This is a genomic window from Bacteroidales bacterium, from assembly GCA_029210725.1.
Lineage (GTDB): Bacteria > Bacteroidota > Bacteroidia > Bacteroidales.
Map to the genome: position 1 here is coordinate 1 of JARGFM010000031.1, position 19337 is coordinate 19337.

17 protein-coding genes are annotated in these 19337 nt (G+C 48.7%); 16 read left to right on the plus strand and 1 reads right to left on the minus strand.

Annotated features, from left to right (window positions below; translation table 11 throughout):
- Positions 1-487: 487 nt before the first annotated feature.
- The 5 genes from P1P86_13950 to P1P86_13970 are packed head-to-tail and all read left to right on the plus strand — an operon-like array spanning position 488 to position 5961.
- Entirely contained in the window at positions 488-1936 is a 1449-nt protein-coding gene (locus tag P1P86_13950; GenBank protein MDF1576287.1) for a lyase family protein, read from the plus strand.
- The gene (gene hydF / locus P1P86_13955) at positions 1933-3159 is read left to right on the plus strand and encodes a [FeFe] hydrogenase H-cluster maturation GTPase HydF (GenBank protein MDF1576288.1); all 1227 of its coding nucleotides are present in this window, start codon (positions 1933-1935) and stop codon (positions 3157-3159) included. The genes P1P86_13950 and hydF overlap by 4 nt, the downstream gene beginning before the upstream one ends.
- A 13-nt stretch (positions 3160-3172) precedes the next feature.
- A complete protein-coding gene (gene hydE / locus P1P86_13960; GenBank protein MDF1576289.1) occupies positions 3173-4258 on the plus strand; it encodes a [FeFe] hydrogenase H-cluster radical SAM maturase HydE in 1086 nt (361 codons plus the stop codon).
- Complete coding sequence (locus P1P86_13965) at positions 4209-5048, plus strand: polysaccharide deacetylase family protein (GenBank protein ID MDF1576290.1); 840 nt, start codon at positions 4209-4211, stop codon at positions 5046-5048. Before hydE ends, P1P86_13965 begins: the two co-directional genes overlap by 50 nt.
- Position 5049: 1 nt before the next feature.
- The gene (locus P1P86_13970; protein ID MDF1576291.1) at positions 5050-5961 is read left to right on the plus strand and encodes a PHP domain-containing protein; all 912 of its coding nucleotides are present in this window, start codon (positions 5050-5052) and stop codon (positions 5959-5961) included.
- A 7-nt stretch (positions 5962-5968) separates the two neighbouring features.
- Here P1P86_13970 and hydG read toward each other — a convergent pair whose 3' ends face one another.
- Positions 5969-7393: a [FeFe] hydrogenase H-cluster radical SAM maturase HydG gene (hydG, locus tag P1P86_13975; GenBank protein ID MDF1576292.1), complete on the minus strand. Its 1425-nt coding sequence runs from the start codon at positions 7391-7393 to the stop codon at positions 5969-5971.
- A 200-nt stretch (positions 7394-7593) separates the two neighbouring features.
- On the opposite strand from hydG, the gene P1P86_13980 reads away from it, so the two are divergent.
- From P1P86_13980 to P1P86_14030, 11 genes are all read left to right on the plus strand, one after another.
- Entirely contained in the window at positions 7594-8544 is a 951-nt protein-coding gene (locus P1P86_13980) for a DUF6263 family protein (protein MDF1576293.1), read from the plus strand.
- The gene (locus P1P86_13985) at positions 8541-9008 is read left to right on the plus strand and encodes a hypothetical protein (protein MDF1576294.1); all 468 of its coding nucleotides are present in this window, start codon (positions 8541-8543) and stop codon (positions 9006-9008) included. Before P1P86_13980 ends, P1P86_13985 begins: the two co-directional genes overlap by 4 nt.
- A 69-nt stretch (positions 9009-9077) precedes the next feature.
- Positions 9078-10019 carry a pyridoxal-phosphate dependent enzyme gene (locus P1P86_13990; protein ID MDF1576295.1) on the plus strand — a complete coding sequence of 314 codons (942 nt, stop codon included), beginning with the start codon at positions 9078-9080 and terminating at the stop codon, positions 10017-10019.
- 241 nt (positions 10020-10260) lie between these two features.
- Entirely contained in the window at positions 10261-10839 is a 579-nt protein-coding gene (locus tag P1P86_13995) for a sigma-70 family RNA polymerase sigma factor (protein MDF1576296.1), read from the plus strand.
- A complete protein-coding gene (locus tag P1P86_14000; protein MDF1576297.1) occupies positions 10826-11566 on the plus strand; it encodes a hypothetical protein in 741 nt (246 codons plus the stop codon). The genes P1P86_13995 and P1P86_14000 overlap by 14 nt, the downstream gene beginning before the upstream one ends.
- 33 nt (positions 11567-11599) lie before the next feature.
- Positions 11600-13786 carry a peptidase domain-containing ABC transporter gene (locus P1P86_14005; protein ID MDF1576298.1) on the plus strand — a complete coding sequence of 729 codons (2187 nt, stop codon included), beginning with the start codon at positions 11600-11602 and terminating at the stop codon, positions 13784-13786.
- 169 nt (positions 13787-13955) lie between these two features.
- A complete protein-coding gene (locus tag P1P86_14010) occupies positions 13956-14300 on the plus strand; it encodes a translation initiation factor (protein MDF1576299.1) in 345 nt (114 codons plus the stop codon).
- Positions 14293-15732, plus strand: a complete 1440-nt coding sequence (locus P1P86_14015; GenBank protein ID MDF1576300.1) for an ankyrin repeat domain-containing protein — start codon at positions 14293-14295, stop codon at positions 15730-15732. Before P1P86_14010 ends, P1P86_14015 begins: the two co-directional genes overlap by 8 nt.
- A complete protein-coding gene (locus P1P86_14020) occupies positions 15707-16147 on the plus strand; it encodes a hypothetical protein (GenBank protein ID MDF1576301.1) in 441 nt (146 codons plus the stop codon). The genes P1P86_14015 and P1P86_14020 overlap by 26 nt, the downstream gene beginning before the upstream one ends.
- A gap of 38 nt (positions 16148-16185) precedes the next feature.
- On the plus strand, positions 16186-16989 hold the full coding sequence (locus P1P86_14025; protein ID MDF1576302.1) for a SpoIIE family protein phosphatase: 804 nt from the start codon (positions 16186-16188) through the stop codon (positions 16987-16989).
- 10 nt (positions 16990-16999) lie between these two features.
- Entirely contained in the window at positions 17000-19327 is a 2328-nt protein-coding gene (locus P1P86_14030; protein MDF1576303.1) for an AAA family ATPase, read from the plus strand.
- The last annotated feature ends 10 nt before the right edge of the window (positions 19328-19337 follow it).

Here is a 19337-nt window from a genome sequence, read left to right on the forward strand (position 1 = left end):
ATCCAAAATTAATCCTGTTAGTTTCACCTTCCTCAAAGAACTGCTGGTTTGTTTTGCAGCACCATCAATAGCATCACGATAACTCCAGTTTGAGTCTGAAATGAAATGTTGCATCTGAAAATAGTTGGGTTCAAGCAGATTATCACAGATTTGCTCTATGTTACAACGATGGCTAACAAGAATCCCTTGGGCATAAAGTTGTGCTTTGTCAAAGAACGTTTTTGTTTTGTTTCGAAATATGTCCTGATAATCAGATAGATAATCAACTAACCTGCTCCTTGCTGCAGTTAGTGTTTTTCCATATTCTTTTGTATTTTTAACTTGTATTGAACATACACTTAAGTTACGAAAACTTTGTTTTTCGATGCCCCTGAAAGCCTAGTGTTTTCAGGGGTTTTATCAACATTTTGTTAATCTGTCAAAGTAGAATTAAAGTATGCAGGTTATTTGTTTTATTCGGCTATTTTTGTCAGACAATTGCTGATACATGCGCACTGAAAAGGATATTGTTGGAGAAATCTCCATTCCCGCTAATGCCTTGTACGGGGTTCATTCTGTTCGCGCCCGTGATAACTTTGATAACCAGGTCTCATTTCCCGTAGAATGGTTTCGGGCGATCGGCAGCGTTAAGCTGGCCTGCTACCGTACCGTAAGAAAATTTTTGAAGGCCCTGGCCAGGGAGCATCCTGAAATGATTTCCCACCTCAGGATTCCCGGCGAAGAGATACTGGGTGCCATGGAAACAGCAGCAACGGCTATCGCTTCGGGCGACTATTTTGAATATTTTATTGTGCCGGGAACCCAGGGTGGTGCCGGAACCAGTATCAATCTGAACGTAAACGAGATTATTGCCAACGCAGCTCTGGTGGAGATGGGCAGAAAACCTGGCGAATACCAGCATGTGGATCCCATTGAATCGGCCAATATTTACCAGTCCACCAACGATGTCGTTCCCACCGCCCTAACCCTCGCTTCCATGCAACTTCTGAATGATCTGGAGGGGGCCATAAACAGGTCCCGGAAGATGGTAGAGCAGCTCGAGACCAGGTACCGCGATACCCTGAGACTGGGGTATACGCAGATGCAGGAAGCCCTTCCCTCCACATACGGTCAATTGTTCAGCAGTTACAGCGATGCCCTGTCGCGCGACTGGTGGAGAGTTTCCAAAGGATTTGAGAGGATCAAGGTGGTCAACCTGGGAGGGGGGGCCATTGGCAGCGGGATTGCCATTCCGCGGTTCTATATCATGGAAGTGGTTCCTGCCCTGAAAAGGATCACTTCCCTGCCCGTCACGCAGAGTGAGAACCTGGCAGATGCCACTTCGAATATGGATAAATGGGTGGAGGTACATGCCATTCTGAAAGCCCATGCCGTGAACCTGGAAAAGATCGTTTCGGATCTCAGGCTGCTTGCCTCGGGAGCCGGATCCAGTAAAGAACTGGAGCTTCCCTCGATGCAGGTGGGCAGTTCGATCATGCCTGGGAAAGTGAACCCGGTGATTCCGGAATATATTATCTCCTCCGCCCACCGGATCTATGCCAATGACCAGAAGATTGCCACCCTGAGCTCGAAGGGTTGCCTGGAACTGAATGCCTACCTGCCCGAAATCGGAGTGGCCATGCTGGAGAGCCTGAAACTTTTGATCTCCATGAACCGGGCCTTTGAACAGAAAATGTTAAAAGGCCTGAAAGTATTTGAGAAAGAAGCCAAAAGGAAACTGTTTGACAGTCCGGCCATTACCACGGCTCTTTCCCCTCTTATCGGTTATAACCGCGCTGCAGAGCTGGCTGCGCAAATGAAATCGGAAAAGCAAAATATTTTTGAAGCTAACGAGACCCTGGGAATAATCGATGCCGGAAAGCTTAAAAAGCTGATGGAACCCGCTAACCTGCTTAAAAAAGGCTTTACCATCAATGACATCATTGAGTTGCTATGAAAGGAAGGGATGCTAAACCCCATATAGGGATATTCGGAAGAAGGAACAACGGGAAATCATCCCTGATCAACGTCCTTGCCGGACAGGAGGTGGCCATTGTTTCCAGGGAACCGGGCACCACGACCGACCCGGTCAGAAAATCCATGGAAATTTCCGATATCGGACCGGTTGTGATGATCGATACCGCAGGTACGGACGATACCGGCGAACTGGGTAACAAACGGGTGGGAAGGACCCGTGAGGTCATCAAGACCATTGATCTGGGAATCCTGCTGCTGGCCCACAGGAGCTTCAACAGGGAAGAGATGGCCATCATTGAGCAGTTTAACAAATGGGAGGTCCCCTACCTGGTCGTACATAACAAATCGGACCTGGAAGCTGCAGACGACTTATTCAGACAAGAGGTCCGGGCAGCAACGGGCCTGGAACTTATTGAGTTCTCCACGCTCCTCCCCGACAATAAAGAGGAGCTTATCGGACTCATTAAGGCGGCCATCCCCGAAACTGCCTATCTCTCCAAATCGCTGGTGGGAGATATTATCTCCCAGGGGGACCTGGTTCTTTTGATCACCCCTATCGACGAGGAAGCTCCCGAAGGGCGTATGATCCTTCCACAGGTGCAGACTATCCGGGATATTCTGGACAATGATGCCATAGCCGTGGTCGCCAAGGAAAGAGAGATTGACACCCTGATCCGGAGACTGAGTCCGGAACCTGCCCTGGTGATCACCGACAGCCAGGTATTTAAAAAGGCGGATGCCTCCATCCCCGATCATATACCTTTAACCAGCTTCTCTACAGTACTGGCAAGATACAAAGGGGATTTTGAAAGCTATCTCCAGGGAACACCCCGGCTCTCGATGCTTAAGGATGGAGATAAGATCCTGATCCTGGAGTCCTGCACGCACCATGTTTCCTGCGATGATATTGGAAGAATGAAGATTCCCAGGTGGCTGTCCGCCTTTACCGGACACAAGCTGGAATATCAGGTGGTGGCAGGACTGGGAGAGGTCCCCGGACAAATAACAGATTACAGTATGGTCATTCAGTGCGGGGGGTGCATGATTACGCGAAAACAATTAATCAACAGACTAAAACCGGCTATTGAAGCCGGGATTCCGGTAAGCAATTATGGCATGGCCATCGCCTATATGCATGGGATTTATGAACGGGCAGTGGCGCCATTTGTGAAACTTGAATCCGATTCTTTGACCTATTTATAGAAAGACAAGGAGCATGGGAGTGAAAGAGATACTGGAAGGCGGAAAGCTGGGGAGGGAAGATATCATCACCCTGCTTGAAGCGGACGGGGCGGAGAAGCGACTGCTTTTCCAGACGGCCAATGAGATTAAACTACGGGAAATAGGCAATAAAGTCCATTTCAGGGGACTTGTAGAGTTTTCCAACATTTGCGGAAAGGACTGCTATTACTGCGGCATCCGGAAATCGAACAGGGAAGTGCACCGGTATAACCTGAACGATGAACAAATCCTGGAAGCGGCCCGCTTTGCTTATGAAAACGGATATGGATCCTTTGTGATGCAGGCGGGCGAGCTGGAGTCGCCGGCTTTTACTCTCAGAGTGGAAAAGCTGCTCGGGGAGATAAAAAAGCTCTCAAAGGGAAGGCTGGGGATTACTCTCTCCCTGGGAGAACAAAAGGAGGAGGTGTTCAGGAGGTGGTTCGATGCAGGAGCTCACAGATATCTGCTGCGGATCGAAAGCTCCAATCCGGATCTGTATCAGCGTTACCACCCCTCCGATACGCTTCATGATTATGTCAGAAGGCTGACCTCCCTGAAAACTCTTCAGAGAATTGGTTACCAGACGGGTACGGGTGTAATGATTGGTCTGCCTTTCCAGACTGCCGGAGACCTGGCCGACGACCTCCTGTTCATGAAACATTTCGATATCGATATGGTGGGCATGGGCCCTTACATCGAGCACCGGCACACTCCGCTGTTTCAATACAGGAGCGAGCTGCTACCCATTGAAGAACGCTTCGACCTGTCCCTGAAGATGATAGCCACCCTGAGAATCATGATGAAGGATGTGAATATTGCAGCGGCCACAGCCCTTCAGGCCATTGATCCCCTGGGAAGGGAAAAAGCCGTTAAAGTGGGTGCCAATATCATTATGCCCAATATCACACCGGGAAAGTACCGGAACGACTACTCCCTTTACGAGAACAAACCCTGTATGGATGAAGAACCGGAAGAATGCAGGAACTGCCTGGACGTAAGAGTGCAACTGGCCGACGGGGAAATCGGATATCATGAGTGGGGCGATTCCAAACACTTTCACAAAAGAGTTGCCGGTGAATAGGCTCACCTATCTGCTTGCGACCCTGGGGGTACTGCTGGTGCCACTCCTGAAAGTGATCTCTCAGCCATCCCGATCGCCTTATCAAAGCCTTTATGGGGCGATTATTCGAGGCGACACTTCCAGACCGGAACTGGCCCTGGTCTTTACCGGCGATGAGTATGCCGATGGAGGAAGGCATATCGCCGGAGTACTGGCCGAAGAAGAAGTAAAGGCAGCTTTTTTCCTTACCGGTAAATTTTACAGGAATCCTGACTTCAGGAACATCATAGAAATCCTTCGGGATCAGGGTCACTACCTGGGCGCCCACTCCGACCAGCACCTGCTCTACTGTTCCTGGGAAAGCCGCGACAGTCTTTTAATTGACAGGGAACAGTTCGATCAGGATTTGTTGGCAAACTACCGCGTCATGAAGCTTTTTGGTATTTCCAGGGAAGCTGCCCCTTATTTTCTTCCTCCCTATGAATGGTACAATGACTCGATTGCCTTATGGACCCGTGATCTGGGATTACAACTGATCAACCATAGTCCGGGAACCCTGTCCCATGCCGATTACACAGTTCCGGGCACACCATCTTACCGCGGCAGCCAGGAGATTTTCCGTTCCATCCTGGAATATGAAAACTCATCATTGACTGGCTTAAACGGTTTTATACTACTCTTCCATGTGGGGACCGTTCCAGAAAGAAGGGATAAATTCTATCTGTATCTGGAAAACCTGCTTAAGGAGCTGAAGTTCCGGGGATACAGATTCAAACGGATTGATACACTTCTCGAACAGAGCAAATTTTAGCATGAAAGCTGACCTGCATATCCATTCCCGGTTCAGTAACGATGGTGAACTTGAGATCGGCGATATCATTCAAAAGTGCCGCGAAAACCGGGTCAATCTTTTTTCCGTCACGGATCATAACTGCATTGCCGGTTCCCGGCTGGCAGCCGGTCTTAGCCTGAAAGAAAAGGAAATAGAATTTATTCCCGGAATCGAAATTGACTGCAACTATCAGGGCACTGACCTTCATCTGCTTGGATATCAGATCAATTTGAGCAGCAATGATTTTGATTTTCTGGAGCAAAATGTCCGGCGGAAATATTTTGCTGCCGTTCCTGAAATGATCAAAAACCTGTCCCGACTGGGTATTGAGATCGACCGGGCGGAGGTGATGGGCCGGTCTGGCGGAGAACCACCCAGTGCGGAGCTCTTTGCCGAATTGCTTCTTGAAAAGCCCCACCAGCAGCTGAATTCCAGGCTCCGACCCTATTTACCGGGGGGAGAGCGAAGCGATATGCCCCTGATCAACTTCTACCTGGACTACTTTGCACAGGGAAAGCCCGCCTATGTAAAGATCGATCACCTCCCCTTCGAGGAGGCCCTTGATCTGGTTCGAAGAAACGGGGGGATTCCCATCGTGGCACATCCTGGCCTCAACCTGGAAGGGCGGGAGGAAATGGTTCATGAACTTCTGGACCGGGGAGCCGCCGGTCTGGAGGTGTTCAATAACTATCACAGCAGGGAGCAGGTGGCCTGGTTCGCCGGGGAAACAATAAAAAAGGGTGTTTTGATGACCTGCGGAAGCGACTTTCACGGAAACACCAAACCACGCATTTCATTGGGAAGCTACCTGCTCCTGGAACCATTCGGCAGCTATCTGCAGGAGAGCCTGAACATCATCCGGATGCACGCTGAAAAACAGCATAAGAAATAATGCGGGATCAGAAATAGAGATCCCTTTTTCCCTGCTTTACCAGCTCCAGCCTCTCTTCAAGCCTGCGTTTAAACTTGTTCGGTTCCATCTCCGCCAGGTTCTTATGAATCAGCCGGTAACCTTTCTCTTTGGTTCCGTTCTGTGCATAATCCTCCAGGTATTCGGCCATGGTCAGCATGGCGTTGGGAGTACAGTAACGTTTGATAAATCCGGGTACGGAAAACTCCATAAAGTGTTCCCCGGTACGCCCGGCACGATAGCAGGCCGTGCAGAAGGACGGGAGGTAATCATTATCGATCAGCTCCTCCATCACCTCTGCCAGGGAACGGTTATCGCTGATCTGAAACTGTTCGGCATCCAGATCCTGTTCCTGTTCTTTCCCCGAATAACCCTTCATTTCAATGCGGGTGCCCCCATCGATCTGCGAGACTCCGAACTGAAGCACCTCATCACGAATAGCTGCCGGTTCCCTGGCGGTCAGGATCAGTCCCGTATAAGGAACGGCCAGGCGAAGAATGGCTACCATGCGGGTGAAATCCGCATCACTGAGCAGCCACTTTTCATCGTATTTTACATGGGAAGCCTTCTGGAGACGGGGAAAGGAAATCGTATGCGGTCCCACATGGTACACCGCCTCCAGGTGATTCACATGACGTATAAGTCCCAGCACTTCAAAACGCCAGTCGTAAAGACCAAAGAGGGCCCCTATTCCCACATCATCGATCCCTGCCTCCTGAGCACGGTCCAGTGCGGAAAGCCTCCAGTCATAGTCCTTTTTCACCCCCCCGGTATGATAAATGGAATAGGAACCCCGGTGGTAGGTTTCCTGGAAGACCTGATAGGTTCCTATCCCGGCTTTTTGAACGGTCCTGAATCCCTGAATATCCAGGGGAGCTGCGTTAATATTGACTCTGCGTATCTCCCCTTTGCCTTTCTTCACCTGGTAAACCGTCCGGACGGTTTCGGCGATAAATTCAGGAGAATATTTGGGATGCTCTCCATAAACCAAAATCAGTCGCTTTTGCCCCATATCCTCGAGAAGCTCCACCTCCCGGATCAACTCTTCCCGGGTCAGAGTGGTACGTTTCTGGCTCTTGTTGGAGGACCGGAACCCGCAATACTCACAGTTATTAACGCAGAGGTTCCCCACATAGAGGGGAGCAAAAAGCACAATCCGCTTCCCATAGACCTGTTCTTTCAGGGTCCGGGCCCCCGCCTTGATCTCCTCCACCAGTTCCGGATCGGTGGCATTCAGAAGCACGGCGGTCTCCTGCATGGAGAGCCGCTTCTTATCTAATGATTTGTGAATAATTTCCCGCACCAGATTGCGGTCGGGTTTTGCCCCAGCAAGTATCTCTTCAATCTCGCTTTCAGAAATAAACGGGACCATGGCCTTGTCCTCTATGGCATAAGCTTGTGGATCGTAGATCATTCTTTTTCGATTTACGAACCTTTGGAAGCAATAAAGAAAGCGGTTCAGTTTGAACTCTTTACCTTCAGACCTTCCTCCGGATCAGATAGTTAATGAAACCTCGAAACCGGCCCTGCCCGCTTCTCAGAGGCCACAAATGTATGTATTGTTATTTGAATAACAAAATGAATCCAGACAATATTTGTTACTTTTATCCATATATGAAAAACCTCCATCTATTTGTTGCTTTTATTCTGCTTGTGAATCCCGGCGGTCTGCTGCAGGCTCAGGAGCCCCCCCTTGCCTACAGGCTGCAGACCGGAGAAAGTTATTTTCTGCTTACAGACCTGCAACAGAGTACCCACTCGGAATCCATGGACCGTGAAGAAATCTCTTTTTATAATCTGACCAGGGTGGAATACACGGTCGATTCGGTGGATCTGAGAGGTCATTTCCATATGAGTGTTCGTTACAGGGACCTGCTGATCTCCATGCTTGCGCCCCAGCTGAAGATTGACATCAGTTCAGCATCGGGGAGGAATCAGCTGCTTTCAGAGATGGTGGATATGCTGGAACAGTCTGACTTTCAAGCGGTAATGACACCCAGGGGCGAATTGCTCGGCCTGGAAGGTCTGGAGGAGAACTTTGCCCGCCTGGCATCACTGCCGGTGAAGGATACAGCAGAACACCAGGTCATATTTAAAACACTGGAGGAAACCTATGGTCCGGATGCCTTTAAAAGTCTCCATAACCTCTTTGTATGGATATACCCGGTACTGTATCCCATGAGCAACTGGACCAACGATATCACCTACCACTTCAATACCAAGCCCGTTCAGATGGTCAACCGCTACGTTCTTGCCAAATTCACAGAGGATATCATCGTGATTCAGGGATTGGGCATGCTGAACTCCAAAAAAGAGTTTTTTGAAACCACCGGTATGGGTAAAGTAAAATCAACCGTTTCGGGAAGTCAGACTTACGATTTTCAGATGGACCTGGAAAGCGGGTGGCTGAACAGATGCATTTCCCGACAGCGGGTCACGATAGAAACCACCATTCTCGAAAGCAACTATCTGCCCTCCGGACTCCGGATACCCTCTTACACAGAGACCGTATTTGAGCTCAGCGGAGGCAAAATGGAAAAAAACCCTGAAAAACAGAGAAAATGAAGCGATATAAAGCGGTCTGTGTGATCCTGCTTGCCATGATACTCTTTCTGACTCCCTGGCGATCCACCATGAAGGCTCAGACCTACAGTCACGCTGCAGGAATTCGTGCCGGCTACTCCAGCGGAATCAGTTACAAAGGATTCAGATTGCACAGAATGTCGGCCTTTGAAGTGGATGTCCTGTATAACCGCCATGGATTTAACCTGGGTGCCCTGTACGAATATCACCTGAAAGCTTTTCAAAGCAGAAGGACCTTTTTCTATCTGGGTGGGGGCGCCTTTGGAGGAGACTGGAAAGAGGTGCTCTCCCTGGGTGTGGCAGCTGTTGCCGGTATCGAATACACCCTCAGGGACTTGCCGCTGAATTTCAGTATAGACTGGAAACCCATGCTCAATATCTATGCACGCTTTGAGCCCGATTTTCTGGACCTTGGCCTCTCTGTCAGATATCGCTTTGGCAGGTAATCCTTTACTTTTTCCTCAAAGTACCCTATATTTATGGACCTTGGTCAAGGTTCACAAAAAAGTGTTGCTATGATACCAGCTCTTAAAGAAGTTCAGGCGGCCGTTAAACGAATTGCCCCCTATGTGCACAATACTCCGGTGCTTACCTCCTCCACCATCGATCGAATGCTCAAAGCCACCGTCTATTTTAAGTGTGAGAATTTCCAGCGTGGTGGGTCATTTAAAATCAGGGGGGCGGTCAATGCGATTCTCCAGTTGTCTGAGGAAGAGCGTACCCGGGGGGTCATCACCCACTCTTCCGGGAATTTTGCAGCTGCGCTTGCCCTGGCTGCCAGTGCATTAAACACAAAAGCATATATCATCATGCCATCCAATGCTCCCTCTGTCAAGAAGGAGGCTGTGGCCGGCTACGGGGCCCGGATTATCGAGTGTGAACCCACCCTGAAGAGCCGGGAGTCCACCATGCTGGTGCATCAGAAAAAAGAGGGAGCAACATTTATCCACCCGTCCAACGATATGAATGTAATTCTGGGTAATTCCACAGCCGTGATGGAGCTTGCCAAAGAGGCAGAGCAGCTGGATGTGGTCATTGCTCCCGTGGGAGGAGGGGGATTGCTCGCCGGTACGGCCCTGGCAGTGAATCATCTCCACTATTATATCGAAACCATCGGGGCCGAACCCTTTGGTGCAGATGATGCTTATCTCTCACTGAAAACCGGGAAAATACAGCCCAGCATCAACCCAAAGACTATCGCCGACGGTCTGAAGACTCAACTGGGTGATCAGAATTTCCCCATTATCCAAAAGCTGGTAAGTAAAATTATCCGGGTGGAGGAGAAGGAAATCATTGATTCCATGAAGTTTATCTGGGAGCGGATGAAAATCGTCATTGAACCTTCCAGCGCCGTAGCGGTGGCAGCCATTTTCAGAAACAGCAATGAATTCAAAAACAGAAAGGTGGGAGTTATCCTTTCAGGAGGAAATATGGATCTCGAAAACCTCCCCTTTTAACAAAGCAGGTCTTTTTTTTAAAAAAAAAGCGAATCCTAAACGCTGATACTGGCCCCTGTGACCACATCAAGCCGTATAAGTGTTATACAACATGATTATTGGCCGGTGTTGAATCTGAAATCAAATAAATTTGTACTTAGTAAGATCAGAGAGGGTATTTCGCTTTTCTACTTGCTAACTAAAACTATTACTATCGGGGCGGGTGATCAGGAATCACCTGCCTTTTTTTTGATTATGAACAATGAAACTCCCCTCCAACAGCGATTTGATTAAGGGAATCAGAAACCATGATTCATCCATCCTCTGTTACGTGTATGATACCTATTATCCCATTATAGAGGGATATATTATACACAATCAGGGTTCGGAAGAGCAGGCCCGGGATATTTTCCAGGATGCTATGATCATCATCTACAAGCGGATCAAATCGGATGAGCTGGAGCTAAGCTGTAAATTCGGAACTTACCTGTATGCTATCTGTAAAAACATCTGGACGCAGGAGCGCAAAAAGTATCTGCTGCGGGCCGAGAAACTAAGAAAACACTCCCTGGTAGTTCATGATCCCGGACCTGCGGATGACCCCCTGCTTCAGAATCACCTGACCGATCTGTTTAATAAACACTTTGAAGATCTGAGCAAAGACTGCCAGAAGATTCTCTCCATGTATTTCAATAATTTCAGCATGGAGGATATCCGGGCTGCCATGAACTACAAGGATCTTCATCATACGGCAGACAGAAAATACAGATGCAAGAAGAGTCTGATAAACAGAATTGTGAACGACCCCCTATTTAAACGACTAAAAAATGAGCTACGTTGATCTTATTATCAAATACCTGTCGGGTGAGCTCAAAGCGGAAGAGGCTTCCGCTTTCGAAAAGGAGCTGGAATCGGATGCAGGGCTTAAGAAAGAGTATGAGCTCCAATCGGCGGCTTATAAGCTGATCCGCGAGCAGCTTCGTAAACGAGATGAGGAGCTGTTCTGGGAAAAGCTGGCAAATGCCATGAGCCATGAACTTCCCGGGCCGGAATCCCGCAGGAAGTGGTTGCGGCCTTGGTGGTATATTCCCCTGGCAGTAGCCTGCTCCCTGGCTATCCTGATCACCCTGTTGAATCCTCCCACTCCCCTGGATGTTTTCACCAGGTTCTATGATCCTGCCAGCGATCCTGTTATTCTTGCATATAACCAGAATACCCGGGGGGAATCCGAGCCCGGCATCCTGCAGTATCGCCTTGGAAATTATGAGCGATCCATGGATCTTCTCTCGGTCCGGATCGCCCGGGAAGGAGAAAACAGGAAACTGATACTCTACTGCCTACTTTCGGCCATTGAACTGGACCGTCAGGATGAAGTGCTGGAATGGATCCGGATAGATGGATCCTACGGCATAGACCCGGCCGGACAGGCCTTAAGCTGGTACTCGGGTCTGGCCCTCCTGAAATCGGGAAATAGGGAAGCTGCCCTGGAGATGATCCGTCCCCTGAGCCAGGAGCAAGGCCCCTACTGGTCCAAAGCCCGTAAATTGGAAAAGGTTTTGTTAAAATAATTCTTAATTTAGTGGGCATAAGCCATCGCACCTATGCCCTCATTCCCTTTCTATAAGCAACTTGATGCCATGGACTGCGGCCCCACCTGTCTGAGAATGGTGGCCCGTCATTACGGCAAGCATTTTACCCTGCAAACACTGCGTGAGAAATCACACCTGACCCGGGAAGGGGTTTCTATGCTTGGAATCGCCAGGGCAGCAGAGGAGATCGGCATGCAGACCATGGGCGTCTCTCTCACCTGGGAACGACTCCAGAAAGAGGCCCCGTTACCGGTGATTGTACACTGGAAGCAGAACCATTTTGTGGTGGTTCATAAGATTCGAAAAGACAAAGTTTTTTTAGCCGATCCGGCCTTTGGACATGCGGTCTACTCGAAAGAGGAGTTCCTGAAAAACTGGATCAGCACCCGTCACGAAGGTGAAGCTAAAGGATCTGCCCTGCTCCTGCATCCCACACCCGATTTCCTGAACCAGGAAGACGAGCCCGTGAAGAAGAGCGGCTTCAGCTATCTGTTTCGTTATCTGGCTCCTTACAGGCGCTATGTCTATCACCTTTTACTGGGCCTGATCATTGGAAGTGTTATTCAGTTCCTGCTCCCTTTTCTGTTCCAGTCCATGGTCGATTTTGGGATCACCAACCAGGATCTTCCATTTATCTACCTGGTCTTGCTATTCCAGTTTGTCCTGATCATCTCCCAGATGGGAATCGATTTTATCCGCAGGTGGATCCTGCTTCACCTGAGTACCCGGATTAATATTGCACTTATTTCGGATTTTCTATCCAAGCTGATGAAATTACCGGTAGGGTTCTTCGATACCAAACTCACCGGTGATATCCTGCAACGCATAGGCGATCATCGCAGGATTGAAACATTTATGACCACCTCCTCCCTGACCATCCTCTTTTCCATGTTCAACCTGGTGGTATTTGCCATTATCCTGGCCATCTTCAGTATGAAGATCCTCCTGATCTTCCTGGCAGGAGGGCTGCTCTATTTTATCTGGATCTTTATCTTCATGAAGCGTCGAAGATCCCTGGATCAGAAATACTTTTCCAAAATGGCCGAAAATCAGAGTAAACTGATCCAGATCATTCATGGAATCCGGGAGATCAAACTGAACAATGCAGAGCGATCCAGCCAGTGGGAATGGAAAGACTTACAGGCCAGCCTGTTCAGGGTCAATATGAAATCGCTCTCCCTGAACCAGTACCAGGAAGCCGGGGGAGTATTTATCAATGAGACTAAGAATATCCTGATCAATGTGACAGCAGCCATTGCCGTTTTAAATGGCCATCTGACTCTGGGTACACTGCTGGCTATTTCTTATATTCTGGGACAATTAAACGGGCCTATCGAACAGATGATCACCTTCTTTCACAGGGCCCAGGATGCTAAAATCAGTCTGGAGCGGCTGGGGGAAATTCACGATTCTGAAGATGAGTACCAGCGAGAAACAGGCGTGACCGTTCTGCCTTCCATCGACAAGATTTCTGTAAGTAACCTGGACTTTACATATCCGGGCGCCATTCAGCGTAATGTACTGGAGGGGATTAACCTGAGTCTTAAAAAGGACACCGTTACGGCCCTTGTTGGAATCAGTGGCAGTGGAAAAACCACACTGCTAAAACTATTGCTGGGTTTTTATCCTCCTGCCAAAGGGGATATCAGGGCCGGGGATATGAACATCCAGATGATGTCGCCCGATATATGGAGAAGTCAGTGCGGGGTGGTGATGCAGGATGGTTATATTTTCTCCGACACCATTGCCAGGAATATTGCCCTGGGCGAACATGAAATAAAAACCGAACAGTTGCTTTATTCTGCCAAAATGGCTTGCATGGACGATTTTATTGATCAGTTACCACTGGGTTACAACACGGTAATCGGACAGGAAGGGCTTACTTTGAGTGGTGGAGAGGAACAACGGATCCTGATAGCCAGGGCCATCTATAAAAATCCCGCCTTCCTTTTCCTGGACGAAGGCACCAGTGCCCTGGATGCCAATAATGAACGGCGCATCATGGATAACCTCCAGCTGGTTTTCAGGGGTAAGACCGTGCTGATTGTGGCCCACCGGCTGAGTACTGTAAAAAATGCGGATCAGATCATTGTGCTGGATAAAGGCAAGATTGTGGAGGAAGGTAAACACAATGCCCTGATTGCCAAGAAAGGACACTACTTTAATCTGGTGCGTAACCAGCTGGAACTGGGCAACTAATAAATAATCATTACTTATCCTCCCCCCTCTTCCATCTCCCGGAAAATTCAGGGAAAACCAGCAGAAATGGGGATAAGTATCATTCTCATCATTGAAAAGCTTTTGGGTCTGTCCTCCAGATTAAGAAAATATTTTCAGATATTTATGACGCTATCAGTGGAGGCATACCATGGAAAATGACTGGAAGAAGCGACTGGGAATGGTGTATTCTACCAACCCGGATTTTCAATTTGATTCGGGCGGACAGGAGGAGACGGAAACCCCTGCCCCGCAGCTTCAAAAGCTCTATGTGAGCCTGGACAAGAAAAACCGTAAAGGAAAAAAAGTGACCCTTGTAGAAGGGTTTACGGGGACCACGGATGACTTAAAAGACCTGGCCAAAGAGCTGAAAAGCAGTTGTGGAGTCGGAGGGTCCGCCGGAGATAACAGGATACTCATCCAGGGTGATTTCAGAGACCGTTTGGTCAGACTTTTGGAAGACAAAGGATTCAAAGTGATACAAAAAGGTGGATAGAAGAGCTGGTATAAGGATCATCCGTTTTTTGCTGCCGGGAGTGCTCTTGTTTACTCTTCTGCACCAGGATCTCCCGGCCCAGGAAAAGGGGATGGATTCGCCTGTGGACACCTCCTATTTCAGGGCTGGAGAGGACGACTGGAACCTGGTTGAATCTGTACTGAAGGAAAATCCGGATGCGGTTCTCCTGCTGCTGAAACGGGGTGCCGATCCCAATGCACAGGCAGAAGGCGGAATGACCGCTCTGATGTTTGCAGCCGAAAGCGGGAATTTACTGCTGGTCAAGATGCTGGTTCTTAATGGTGCCGACCTGGAACTGACCTTTACAGAGAGAACCACTCCCCTGCTGATTGCTGTTCTAAACGGTCATTTTGATGTGGCCCGCTTCCTGCTGGAAAAGGGAGCCAACCCGGATCACCAGGATAGTTACAAGGGCTCAGCCCTTTTGTATGCAGCAGCTCTCAATAACTATGAAATAGCCGATCTGCTTCTCTTCTATGGAGCCTCAGATACCATCAGTGACCTGGAGGGGAACAGGGCCCTGATGACCGCGGTCTATTTTGGAAACCTGGAGACCAGCGATGTATTATTGCAGAACGGTCTTGATCCTGACGGACCCGACAAACAATTTAATACCCCCCTGATGATTGCCGCTCAGCAGGGAAATCTTAAAACTGCCCGGATATTGCTGGAGTATGGAGCAGGCCTGGAGAAGGTCAACAAGCAAAACTTTACCCCCCTGGCACATGCAGTCTTCAACAAAAATGACAGCATTGCCAAACTGCTCATTGACAGCGGTGCCCATGTGAACCATAGCATCAAACCCGGTCTGAACCTCTATGATCTTGCCAGGCAGAGGGGGAATAACCCGGTATTAAAGCTTCTGAAAGCAGCCGGAGCGGCTCCCTCACCGAAGCCCCGGTTTTCGGAGTTCAACCTGGCATGGGGCAATTCTTTCAGCGGCCATGAACATATGATGCAGGTCCGCTTCTCGCTGGTAGATCAGAAGTTCGGTTTCTTTGCAGAAACCGGCCTGGATTTTCGTCCCGTTTACAGGAAGATACAGCTTGAAATGGATGAGAACCTGATCCACCAGTACAGGGAAACCAGATGGGTCTGGACCCATGGTGGCGGAAAGAACTTTATATTAATTCAGGACCAGTCGGGCATGGAATATGGGGTTTATGGCGGATTATACGGTATGCTCTCCATGCCCAGCTACCGGGGGATTAGCAGCTATGATAAAGTGAACTATTCCATGGCCCTCTCTACCGGAATTTTCCTGAGAGGAAACATAGCCGGATTAAAAGCCGGAGCTGAACGATATACCTTCGGCACGCTTCTGGAGGGAGCCTGGAAAACAAATATTACCATCTATATCAGGATCGGAAAACGGAGTAATTCTTATGTCTGGAAAGAGATTACATATTAAAGCGCTTGCGCTGATATTCCTGGTACTGGTTTCGGGAAAATTTACCGCCTGTGAACCGGAAGACTGGTTGCTGACAGTGGCTTGCGATGATTGTTACGGGTATAAACCTGACAGTGCAGACCTGATTATTTATCTGAGCCTGGATGCCGAAAATGATTCGGTACCCCTCACCTTCTACCGGGGAAACTATGAAGAGGGGATAATCGACTGGCAAGATACGGCCACCACAGAGGAGTTCTATCTCTATTCAAAGATGGATGCCACTTATACAGTCCGGGCTACCTACCGGTCCGGTGACCGGATCATTGAGGCCTTCGATGCCGATCATATGCATCTCTATAATGCCGATGAAGAGTGCGGATCGCCCTGTTACATTGTTAAAGGCGGAATCTTTGATCTGCGACTACCGGATTAGGGGTAAAAGAGATTGAAACCACTTTTATAATCTTGCTTGTGAAAGAAAAAGAACTCTCAAGAGAAAAACTGCTGGAACAACGTAGGGAGCTGATGGCCAGTCTGAAATATGCCAGCTTCATACAGAGGGCCGTGCTTCCTGACCAGAAGCTCATGGAGAATATGCTCAAGGACTTTTTTATTTTCCATCAGCCCCGGGATATTGTCAGTGGTGATTTTTACTACTGCGCCCGAAAAGAGGATTATATTGTGGTAGCTTCAGGCGACTGCACCGGGCATGGCGTACCGGGTGCACTGATGAGCATCATGGGAATTTCATTTCTCAATGAGATCCTCAGTATCAGAGGGCCCATCCGTTCCAGCAGGATCCTGAACCTGTTGCGGGAAAGAGTGATGAAAGCCCTGCACCAGCGTGGATATGAACTGGAAAACAAAGATGCCATAGACATATCACTCTGTGTGTTCCACCCCAGAACAGGCGAATTACAGTTTTCAGGCGCCAACAACCCTCTCTATCATATACGCAACAGGGTACTGACTGAAATCAAAGCCGATAAAATGCCGGTTGGCATCGATGCCATAGAAGAAAACTCATTTACAAATCATGTACTGCAACTTAAAACGGGCGACATCGTATACCTATTCTCAGATGGTTATCCGGATCAGTTTGGCGGGCCTGAGAATAAGAAATTCAAATATGGCCCGTTTAGAGAATTGCTGATCGGGATTTCGGACCGGGACATGGAGGAGCAGAAAAAGGAGCTGGACATCGTCATGAAGAAATGGAAAGGCGACGAACCCCAGGTAGACGATATATTGATCATCGGAATCAGATTTAAATAATACCGGAATAATGCAATTAACTGCTTTCAGGATTCAGAACTTCAGATCTATTGTGGATACCGGCTGGCATGCTCTGGCCCATGATAACATCACCAGTCTGATCGGCCAGAACGAATCCGGGAAAACTTCTATTCTGGAAGCACTCAAGGCATTCCATGACGGAAGGCTGATTGAGGATATGCTCAGAAGCGACCTCTCCCTGCCCGTGGTTTCCTGCAAATTCAGATTTCAGTATGCCGATATTGAAAACCGCATCGAGAAAAGAAAACTGAATCCGGAAATCCGGAAATTAATGGGAACTGTGACAAGCATCTCCCTAAGCAGAAGATGGGAGGATGACATGGATTCCCATATGGAGATGGGAGATGAATTACAGGAAGTGTATAACGAATCCATGGACAAGTTCAGACAGCGGGAAATAAAGGTTATGAAAAACCTGGAGCATCTGAACCAGGATATCGATGCCGCCACAAAAAAACTGGACAAAGCGAAGGAAGAGGCCGAATGGACATCCGGGAAAATGGAAACTGTAAGGCTCCGGATAAACGAGATCAGGCGAAACATCCGGAAGTTTCCCTCCAGGGAGCGAAAAGCGGAGTTACGGAAGGAGCTGGAACTGGAAGAAGAAATGTTTCGCAAGCTGAAGGAGACCCTGGAGCAGAAGCTTATCAAAAAAGAGGAGAAGGGTGACATCCTGGAAGCCCTGGATGAAAAAAGAGAAGTCAGCAGAAAACTGGAGCAGATTCAGGAGCAGATCGACGAGAAAATGGAGGGGCTGGGCCAGGTGCAGGAGCAACTGAAGCAGCTGCTTCAAATGACCGGAATGTACCTCACTGAAAAAGAGCAGCGGGCCGCTGAGATCAGGGAAGAGATCTTCCGGACCGACATCGAGAAGCTGAAAGGGGAAATATCGGGGCTGCAGGAGGAACACAGCATTCAGTTACTCTGCCTGGAATTTGTCTTCGAGGGCATGTCCATTGAACCCGCGTCTGTCGCGGCGCAGAAGGAGCTTGAATCCATGAAGGCATTTTACAGTTCCAGAGAGCTTGCCGAAGAAATTTTCAAAATAGTCCCTGATTTCGAAATGTTTGAAGATTTCAGCTCCCTTCTTCCCAACCGCATAGACCTGGAGGACATAATCAGGGCCAACAAACGTGCCGAAGGATATAAAGCCGCAATCAACTTCCTGACGATCACCGGACTGGAGTACTCCTTTTTCCAACAACCTTCCAGCAGGATCCTGAAACAGAAAATTGAGAACCTGAATGGGGAACTCACCCTGAATTTCCAGGATTTCTGGAGGCAGAATGTAGGGAAAAACAACAAGATCAATATTAATTTTGAGCTCTCACATTACGACCATGCCAATCCGGAGAAAAGCGGAAAGCCCTTTATTGAATTCTGGATCAAGGACGAAAGCGAACGGCTCTATCCCAAGCAGCGAAGCCGGGGGGTAAGGTGGTTTCTCTCCTTTTTCCTGGAACTGAAGGCCACGGCCATGGATAAAAGCAAGCATGATAAAGTCCTGCTAATCGATGAACCGGCAGTAAGCCTGCATGCAAGGGCCCAGGAAGATGTGCTTAAAGTCTTTGATGATATCAGGGAGCGGATCCAGATCATTTATACCACTCACTCCCCCCACCTGATAGATGTAAACAAATTATACCGAATCCTGGCTGTTCAGCGCGCCATTGAAGACGATATGAAGAGCGAAACGGTGGTTTACAGTGCGAGATCCCTCAAGTCGGCTACCGCCGATACCCTCTCTCCCATTTACTCGACCATGGGAGCAAGACTGAACCAGCAGGAGATTATCAAATCCTTCAACAATGTCATTGTGAAGGACCTGGCTACCTACTATTTCCTGAAAGCTTTGGTGGCCCTTACCGGCTTCGGCAAGGAATGCTATTTCCTTCCTGCTTCAGGGGCGGAGAGCATTCCCATGATGGTCAATATTCTGATGGGATGGGGGATTGATTATGTGATCCTTAATTTCGGGAATGCGGAAGAGAGGCTGGTGCATGAAAAACTGATGAAAGAGCAGTATGATAATAAGATCGATCTGGCCGGCAAACAGATGTTGTTTCTGGAGGACTATCCCGATACAGAGGACCTGTTCTCCACCATAGATTTTAAAAAATACGTGGTAAAAGTGAGAGAGGGAATCACGGTTAAAAATTCAGAATACCTCATAGACAGCAACTTCTCCAGAGCACTTCTTGCCTCAAACCTCCTGCAGGAAGTGAACAACGGGAAAGTGAGTTTCAGCATGCTTGATGACGAGTCGCGCGATAATCTCAATACCTTTATTCAGCAGCTTTCTGCCATTCTTAAATAACCTGAAGCCA

Bases quoted from the DNA above. Each gene is read 5' to 3' on its own strand.
- P1P86_13950 (MDF1576287.1), top strand. From the start codon at position 488: ATGCGCACTGAAAAGGATATTGTTGGAGAAATCTCCATTCCCGCTAAT.
- hydF (MDF1576288.1), top strand. From the start codon at position 1,933: ATGAAAGGAAGGGATGCTAAACCCCATATAGGGATATTCGGAAGAAGG.
- hydE (MDF1576289.1), top strand. From the start codon at position 3,173: ATGGGAGTGAAAGAGATACTGGAAGGCGGAAAGCTGGGGAGGGAAGAT.
- P1P86_13965 (MDF1576290.1), top strand. From the start codon at position 4,209: ATGAGTGGGGCGATTCCAAACACTTTCACAAAAGAGTTGCCGGTGAAT.
- P1P86_13970 (MDF1576291.1), top strand. From the start codon at position 5,050: ATGAAAGCTGACCTGCATATCCATTCCCGGTTCAGTAACGATGGTGAA.
- hydG (MDF1576292.1), bottom strand. From the start codon at position 7,393: ATGATCTACGATCCACAAGCTTATGCCATAGAGGACAAGGCCATGGTC.
- P1P86_13980 (MDF1576293.1), top strand. From the start codon at position 7,594: ATGAAAAACCTCCATCTATTTGTTGCTTTTATTCTGCTTGTGAATCCC.
- P1P86_13985 (MDF1576294.1), top strand. From the start codon at position 8,541: ATGAAGCGATATAAAGCGGTCTGTGTGATCCTGCTTGCCATGATACTC.
- P1P86_13990 (MDF1576295.1), top strand. From the start codon at position 9,078: ATGATACCAGCTCTTAAAGAAGTTCAGGCGGCCGTTAAACGAATTGCC.
- P1P86_13995 (MDF1576296.1), top strand. From the start codon at position 10,261: ATGAAACTCCCCTCCAACAGCGATTTGATTAAGGGAATCAGAAACCAT.
- P1P86_14000 (MDF1576297.1), top strand. From the start codon at position 10,826: ATGAGCTACGTTGATCTTATTATCAAATACCTGTCGGGTGAGCTCAAA.
- P1P86_14005 (MDF1576298.1), top strand. From the start codon at position 11,600: ATGCCCTCATTCCCTTTCTATAAGCAACTTGATGCCATGGACTGCGGC.
- P1P86_14010 (MDF1576299.1), top strand. From the start codon at position 13,956: ATGGAAAATGACTGGAAGAAGCGACTGGGAATGGTGTATTCTACCAAC.
- P1P86_14020 (MDF1576301.1), top strand. From the start codon at position 15,707: ATGTCTGGAAAGAGATTACATATTAAAGCGCTTGCGCTGATATTCCTG.
- P1P86_14030 (MDF1576303.1), top strand. From the start codon at position 17,000: ATGCAATTAACTGCTTTCAGGATTCAGAACTTCAGATCTATTGTGGAT.